General features: G+C 69.4%; 9 protein-coding genes. 3 read left to right on the top strand and 6 right to left on the bottom strand.

Translation table 11 applies throughout. The features are described from left to right. Together AC13HU_RS29300 and AC13HU_RS29295 are read left to right on the top strand one after the other, a co-directional pair. Positions 1-429, top strand: coding sequence for a cytidine deaminase (locus tag AC13HU_RS29300; protein WP_483044986.1), 429 nt, complete (start codon positions 1-3; stop codon positions 427-429). Between the two features lie 13 nt (positions 430-442). Next, positions 443-1,726, top strand: a complete 1,284-nt coding sequence (locus tag AC13HU_RS29295; RefSeq protein WP_483044985.1) for a thymidine phosphorylase — start codon at positions 443-445, stop codon at positions 1,724-1,726. A gap of 36 nt (positions 1,727-1,762) precedes the next feature. Here the strand turns inward: AC13HU_RS29295 and AC13HU_RS29290 are convergent, their stop codons facing one another. The 6 genes from AC13HU_RS29290 to AC13HU_RS29265 form a co-directional block, all read right to left on the bottom strand. Continuing rightward, entirely contained in the window at positions 1,763-2,125 is a 363-nt protein-coding gene (locus AC13HU_RS29290) for a hypothetical protein (RefSeq protein WP_483044984.1), read from the bottom strand. 13 nt (positions 2,126-2,138) lie between these two features. After that, positions 2,139-2,270, bottom strand: coding sequence for a hypothetical protein (locus AC13HU_RS29285; protein WP_483044983.1), 132 nt, complete (start codon positions 2,268-2,270; stop codon positions 2,139-2,141). A gap of 60 nt (positions 2,271-2,330) precedes the next feature. Continuing rightward, the gene (locus AC13HU_RS29280) at positions 2,331-2,807 is read right to left on the bottom strand and encodes a hypothetical protein (protein ID WP_483044982.1); all 477 of its coding nucleotides are present in this window, start codon (positions 2,805-2,807) and stop codon (positions 2,331-2,333) included. Positions 2,808-2,873: 66 nt separating this feature from the next. Further along, complete coding sequence (locus AC13HU_RS29275; protein WP_483044981.1) at positions 2,874-3,290, bottom strand: hypothetical protein; 417 nt, start codon at positions 3,288-3,290, stop codon at positions 2,874-2,876. 122 nt (positions 3,291-3,412) lie between these two features. After that, positions 3,413-4,186 carry an aminotransferase class IV family protein gene (locus AC13HU_RS29270; RefSeq protein WP_483044980.1) on the bottom strand — a complete coding sequence of 258 codons (774 nt, stop codon included), beginning with the start codon at positions 4,184-4,186 and terminating at the stop codon, positions 3,413-3,415. Between the two features lie 303 nt (positions 4,187-4,489). Continuing rightward, positions 4,490-5,662 (bottom strand): helix-turn-helix domain-containing protein, encoded by a 1,173-nt coding sequence (locus AC13HU_RS29265; protein ID WP_483044979.1) that lies wholly within the window; start codon positions 5,660-5,662, stop codon positions 4,490-4,492. A 186-nt stretch (positions 5,663-5,848) separates the two neighbouring features. Between AC13HU_RS29265 and AC13HU_RS29260 the strand changes: the two genes are divergently transcribed. Then, positions 5,849-6,349, top strand: coding sequence for an ATP-binding protein (locus AC13HU_RS29260; protein WP_483044978.1), 501 nt, complete (start codon positions 5,849-5,851; stop codon positions 6,347-6,349). The last annotated feature ends 75 nt before the right edge of the window (positions 6,350-6,424 follow it).

Here is a 6,424-nt window from a genome sequence, read left to right as displayed (position 1 = left end):
CTGCCGGGGGCCTGCCCGGCTCCCGCGGCCGTACCCGGGCCCGACGTGGACTGGAAGGCGCTGCGCGGCGCCGCCCGGGACGCCATGGAGCGGGCGTACGCGCCCTACTCGGGCTTCCCGGTCGGTGCCGCCGCACTCACCGACGACGGCCGCACCGTGGTCGGCTGCAACGTCGAGAACGCCGCCTACGGGGTCGCGTTGTGCGCCGAGTGCGGGCTCGTCTCGGCGCTGCACGCCTCCGGCGGCGGCCGGCTGGTCGCCTTCTCCTGCTCCGACCTGCGTGGCGACCCGCTCATGCCGTGCGGGCGCTGCCGGCAACTGCTGTGGGAGCACGGCGGCCCCGAAATGCTCGTCGACACCCCGCGCGGGGTACGGCCGATGAGCGATGTCCTGCCCGACGCCTTCGGGCCCGAAGACCTCAACCGCTAGGAAGCCCCGTTTCATGGACGCCATTTCCGTCATCCGTGCCAAGCGCGACCGCGGCCGGCTCGGCGACGAGCAGATCGACTGGGTGATCGACGCCTACACCCGCGGCGAGGTCGCCGACGAGCAGATGTCGGCGCTGGCCATGGCGATTCTGCTCAACGGCATGGACCGGGCCGAGATCGCCCGCTGGACCGCCGCGATGATCGCCTCCGGCGAGCGGATGGACTTCTCCGGGCTGGCCCGGCCCACCGCCGACAAGCACTCCACCGGCGGCGTCGGCGACAAGATCACGCTGCCGCTGGCACCGCTGGTCGCCGCGTGCGGCGCGGCCGTTCCGCAACTGTCCGGGCGCGGCCTGGGCCACACCGGCGGCACCCTCGACAAGCTGGAGTCCATCCCCGGCTGGCGGGCCTCGCTCGGCAACGACGAGATGCTCGCGGTCCTCGCGGATGTCGGCGCCGTGGTCTGCGCGGCCGGCGACGGGCTCGCGCCGGCCGACAAGAAGCTGTACGCGCTGCGGGACGTGACCGGGACCGTCGAGTCGATCCCGCTGATCGCCTCCTCGATCATGTCCAAGAAGATCGCCGAGGGCACCGGCTCGCTCGTCCTCGACGTCAAGGTCGGCTCGGGCGCGTTCATGAAGTCCCTTGAGGACGCCCGCGAGTTGGCGTCCACCATGGTCGGGCTCGGCACCGACCACGGGGTGCGCACCGTCGCGCTGCTCACCGACATGTCCACCCCGCTCGGCCGCACCGCGGGCAACGCGCTCGAAGTACGCGAGTCCGTCGAGGTGCTGGCCGGCGGCGGCCCCGCCGACGTCGTCGAACTCACCCTCGCGCTCGCCCGCGAGATGCTCGACGCCGCCGGGCTGCCCGACGCCGACCCCGCCAAGGCCCTCGCCGACGGTTCCGCGATGGACGCGTGGCGCCGCATGATCCGGGCGCAGGGGGGCGACCCCGAGGCCACCCTCCCCGTCGCCCGCGAGCAGCACGTCCTGACCGCCCCCGCGAGCGGTGTCCTCACCGTCCTCGACGCCTACGCGGTCGGCGTCGCCGCCTGGCGGCTCGGTGCCGGCCGCGCCCGCAAGGAGGACTCCGTCCAGGCCGGTGCGGGTATCGAACTCCACGCGAAGCCCGGGGACTCCGTGCTGGCGGGCGCCCCCCTCCTCACCCTCCACACCGACACCCCCGAGAAGTTCCCGGGCGCCCTGGAGGCGTTGAACGACGCGTTCTCGATCGCCCCGGCCGGCACCGTCTTCACCCCCCCACCCGTCATCCTCGACCGCATCGCCCGCGCCTGACGGGGGAGCGCCCAGCCACTGGACGGGGGTGCCGGCTCAGGGTTGTTGCTCGATGGCGTCGAAAATGTCGGCGTTGGTCTCCCGCTGCCAGGTCGGCTGGTTGTCCCAGTCGGCCACATAGGAAGGCTTCGGATCGGGGAAGTGCTTGTGGATCTGGGCGATCCAGCACAGGGACACGAACCGTCCCTTCTGCTCCCGGCTCAGCCTGGCGGCACTGCGAGCGCTGACGGTGAGAAAGTCCTTCACCTGGCCGTATACCGAGGATGCCGCGTCGCGTTCCCAGTCGGGGGTCTCCTCCCAGGGCACCACATACCCGGGCTTCGGCTCGCCCGGGTAGTGGGTGGTCACGCCCTTGATCCAGGCTTCTCGGAAGACCCGGCCCTGCTCGGTCATCGTCATTCCTCCAGCGCGCTCATGCGGCAGACAGTGATGAGATTCGTTCGTCGAAGTCGAAGACCCGCTTGTCGGCCAGGAAGGGTGCGAGGTGTCCGCGTAGCCCTTCCAGCTTCTTGCCGATGTACCCGGACGAGGTGCGTTCGGCCACCTGCTTTCGTACGGAACCGCGGCTGTCGAGTGGCAGCCTCGGCGCCAGGTCGGGTTGTCGTCAGTCTCGGGTGGCGCCCTCGGGCCAGGTGATCGAGTACGGCACGCCGGTGCGCTCCGCGTAGGCCACTACGTCGGCGGTGCCTCCGTATCCGCGGGCGGGTTGGCCGTCCCAGACGGCCAGCAGGAGGTCGACGGCGCCGACCAGGATTTCACTGCCGGTCTGGTGGGCTTCGGAGGTCGACTCCTTGAGTCCGGTCACGTGGACTTCGGTCGCTCGCCGGATCAACTGGTCGTAGGCGGCGTGGTGGGCTTCGGGCAGGTCGTCGCGGTACTCCTCGGCCGGCACGACGACTTCGATCTGACCGCCGTGGTCGAGGACCGCCTCCGCGAACCACGCGTCGGGGCCGTCGGCGATACAGCTCACGCCGACCAGGTCGGTCGGCGGATACTGCTCGATCACCGCGACGAGGGCGGCCCGGACGAGTTGCGCCGCCTGGTCCGGCATTCCGCGGTGGCCGGTGATGCCCAGTCGCACGTTCGCGTGTCCTTCCGTCCGTCGCTGATCACAGGTAGACCCCGTGGAGTCGTTCGTCGAAGTCCCTCACGACCTTCGGCGGAGTCGCCGAGGTGTGCGCGCGGCGCACCGCTCGGGCCCGCTCCACGTGACCGGGAAGATGTCGATGGAGAAGGCGGGGATCCAGAAAGGCTTGTTGCCGGGGCTGCCGAGGTAGACGCCGGCGTCGACGAGGGCCATCTGTTTGCCGTCGCCGGGGTGACGTTCGTGCCGCTGTACGGGCGCTTCGTGGGGAGCGAGGTCGGCCTGGTGCGGGAGGACAGTCTCGAAGGCGTCGGTCAGACGGACGAAGCGCTCGTGGACGTCGGGACCGGAGGCGCGCAGTGAGGTGTCCAGAGCGGCCTGGTTGACGGCGCGGATGGTGATGTTCTCACCGCGGCTCTCCCAGGTGGACAGGGTGCGTTCGCTGATGCCGAGGTGGGCGGTGAACGCTTCGAGGCTCATGCGCTTGGCCGTGCGTAAGGCTTTGGCCTCCCGGCCGGTCCAGCGCTCTACCGTGGCCACGTATCCCCTCCGGGTGTCCTGCTGCCCAACCCTACCGACGAGCCCTGCTCTGGGCGTTCCGTTCAGATCGGTTCACCGGGCAGGTCCATGTATTCCTTGCGGAGGATGTCGAGAACGGGGTGGTCCACGGGGAGTTCGGTGTCGTTGATGCGGCTGATGGCGCGAACGCCGATCGCTGCGTTGGTGGCGAAGGCAGCCTGCATCGTCCCGATGTCCGACAGGGTGACGCGCCCGGCACGGTGCTCGTGGAGGCGCCGGAGAAGCAGCATGGTCACACCCGGCAGTGCTCCTGCGTCCGGCCAGATCAGCTGGGCGCCGTCGAAGAAGCCGATGTTCCAGGTGCCGCCCTCGTGGACGACGCCCTCGTCGTCCACGAAGAGGGCGTCGTCATACCCGTTGAGTTGGGCGGCCCTGCGGTGGTGGAGAGTCGCGAAGAGGCCGACGCTCTTCACCTCGGGTACGTCGCGTGCGTAGAGCGTCGACTGGACGGCGAGGGGTGGCAACGGCAATGTGCCGGCCGGGCGTTGGGTGACGAGGATCTTCGGGTCCATGGCACGGTCGGGGTGTCCGAGGTCTGTTGACGGGTCGAAGACGGTGACACGGATTGTCGTCGAGCCGTCCGCCGGAGCCACCCGACGGATCAGCTCGCGTACGTGGTCGGTGTCCAGTTCGACTCCGAAGAGGATTCTGCTGTCACGGACAAGCCTCTCCAGGTGGAGCGAGAGTCCTCGTACCCGACCGTCGTCCGCTCGCAGACTGGTGAACGATCCGTAGTTGGTGAGAGCGAGGGTCTGGAGCTCGTCGAGCGTGACGGGACGTCCGTTGAGTTCGGCCATGCCGTCAGGATGGCACTCGCCTCATGGCCACCGGGTCCGGGAACAGCCGGGCGACATCGAACTGCGGTGAAACTTCAGGGTCTCCGCAGGAAGACAACATTCCGGACATGTCACCGTGCGCGCCAATCTGGTCACTCGCCGTCGAGGGCATATGTCTTCCGCGAGCGAGGCCGACGATTCCCGAGCGCGGTCCGGCTTGCCGAGGCGGTCGCCGGGCGCGTCGGTAGGGCTCCGAGAGAAGATAAGGGGGCCGGCCGCGGATCGGCCTGGCCCACGCCGGCCCCTTTGTCGGCGTCGCGCGGATCAGAACTGGATGTGCGCCTTCTTCGCCAGCTTCACGATCCTGGGGTTGCTCCGCTTGTGGGCCGAGGTGAGGACGCGGAGGACTTCCTGCGACGTGGGGTGGACCTTCGCCATCTGGGGTGCGAGGACCCACGCTTGCTCCAGGTCTGCCAGCGCACCGTCCCTGTCGCCCAGGGCGAGCCTGGAGCGGGCGGTGTTCATGTGGAGGGGGCTGGTCCGGGTGACCGGAAGGGACACCCCGTCCCGCATGAGATCTTCCATGGTGCTGATGGCGTCCGCGTGCCGACGCAGGTCCCCGCTGGTCGCGATCACGTGCATGGCGGTGTTCTCCGGCCCGAAATGAATGCCGCAGCGTTCGACATCCTCGGTGAAGCCCCCCGAGACGGCCCAGGCGCGGTTGATGTGCTGGTCGGCGGTCCTCTTGTCCTGGAGGCGGCCGGCGAGGGTCAAGCCGCGGAGGTGGAGGATTCCCAGGGCGTAGGAGCGTCCCTGCCCCGTGGCATTCCTCTCCACCTGAGTGATCGCCCGGTCCACGACCGCCAGCCCGTCTTCGAACTCGCCGTGGTTCAGGTAGACGCCGGCCTCGTCCCGGGCCGCCAGGGCCGCGGTCACCGGGTCGGACCGCTGCGCGGCCAGTTTCTGCTTGGTGACGGCGAGATCGGCCAGCGTCATCCAACGGTGCCGGGCCGCCAGCCAGTAGACCGCGGAGTACGCCCCCACGACCAAGGCCCAAGCTTCTGTGGTGCCCATCGCGTGCGCGTAATCCTGCGCCCCGGAAACCAGCCTGGGAAGATCGCCGAGGACCCGATCCAGGTCGGCGCTGCTGCGCGTCTCGACCATGGCGGCCAGGACCGCCACGATCTCCGCTTCGTTCATCTCGGGCTCACGGGGCAGATCGAACCTGCGCACCGCGCTGTTGAGGGCCTTGACGGAGTCTGCGGCGTCGAGCGGGACCGGCGTGGTGCCGAGCACCTCTTCGAGCGACAGGCTCATCGCGCGAGCGAGGGAGGCCGCAACGCCTTGGGTCAGAGTGCGTTCTCCGCGCTCGATCTTGCCGAGCTGAGACATGGACACCCCCGCCGCGGCGGCCAGCCGCGCCTGCCCCCATCCCCGTTCCTTTCGGAGTCGGGACACGTTCGCGCCGGGCCCGGGGACTGCGATGACTGATCCCATATCACCAGTGCCTCTCTGATCGTTTCCTTCGCTGCAATGGTCACCCACCATCCCTACCCTGCCGTGGGCTTGTGCGCTTCTTGTGCACTTTCGCATGCCATTTCCGTCGTTGACTGATTACAGACAGCAGTGTTGCCCTGGTCGCCTCGTCGGTCGAGGCCCGAGACATCCCCGAAAGGTGTGACCGTGACCCCCAGCTCTCGCTTCCACAGCGTGCTGGACCTGGCATGCGAGCAATCGGCGGTTCGCTATGCCAGGGGGCACGCGAAGTCCGTCTTACGTGAGTGGGGCGTGCGCGAGGACGTGGCGTACGACGCGCTCACCATCGTTGCTGAGCTGGCCTCCAACGCCGTACGTCACGCGGGCGCCGCAACAAGGCCGTTCGCCCCCGGGCGAGGACAACCGCGAGTATCCCGGTGTGAATTGGCCCTCTGGATCGTCAACGGCCTTCTGTACATCTCCATGTACGACGAGAGCGCGCATCAACCAGTTCTGCGTCCGGCGTCTGCCGACTCCGAGAACGGCAGGGGCCTGCACATGGTCAACGGCCTCAGCGGCGGCGCATGGGGTTTCCAACTGGCCGCGCCTGGGCCAGGGAAGACCGTCTGGGCACAGCTCCCCGCCATGACCGGCAACCCGCCAAGGCGCGGTTTCACCGCCGCCGGCACCAAGGCGGTGAACGCATGATCGTGGCGCCGCCGCAGCCGCGGCCGCGGCCCCGCCGCCGAGGCGGAACCGACCGCTGCCCCGGAACAGGCGGCG

Source organism: Streptomyces sp. NH27 (assembly GCF_056859195.1).
This window is presented reverse-complemented; position numbering and strand designations above follow the sequence as displayed.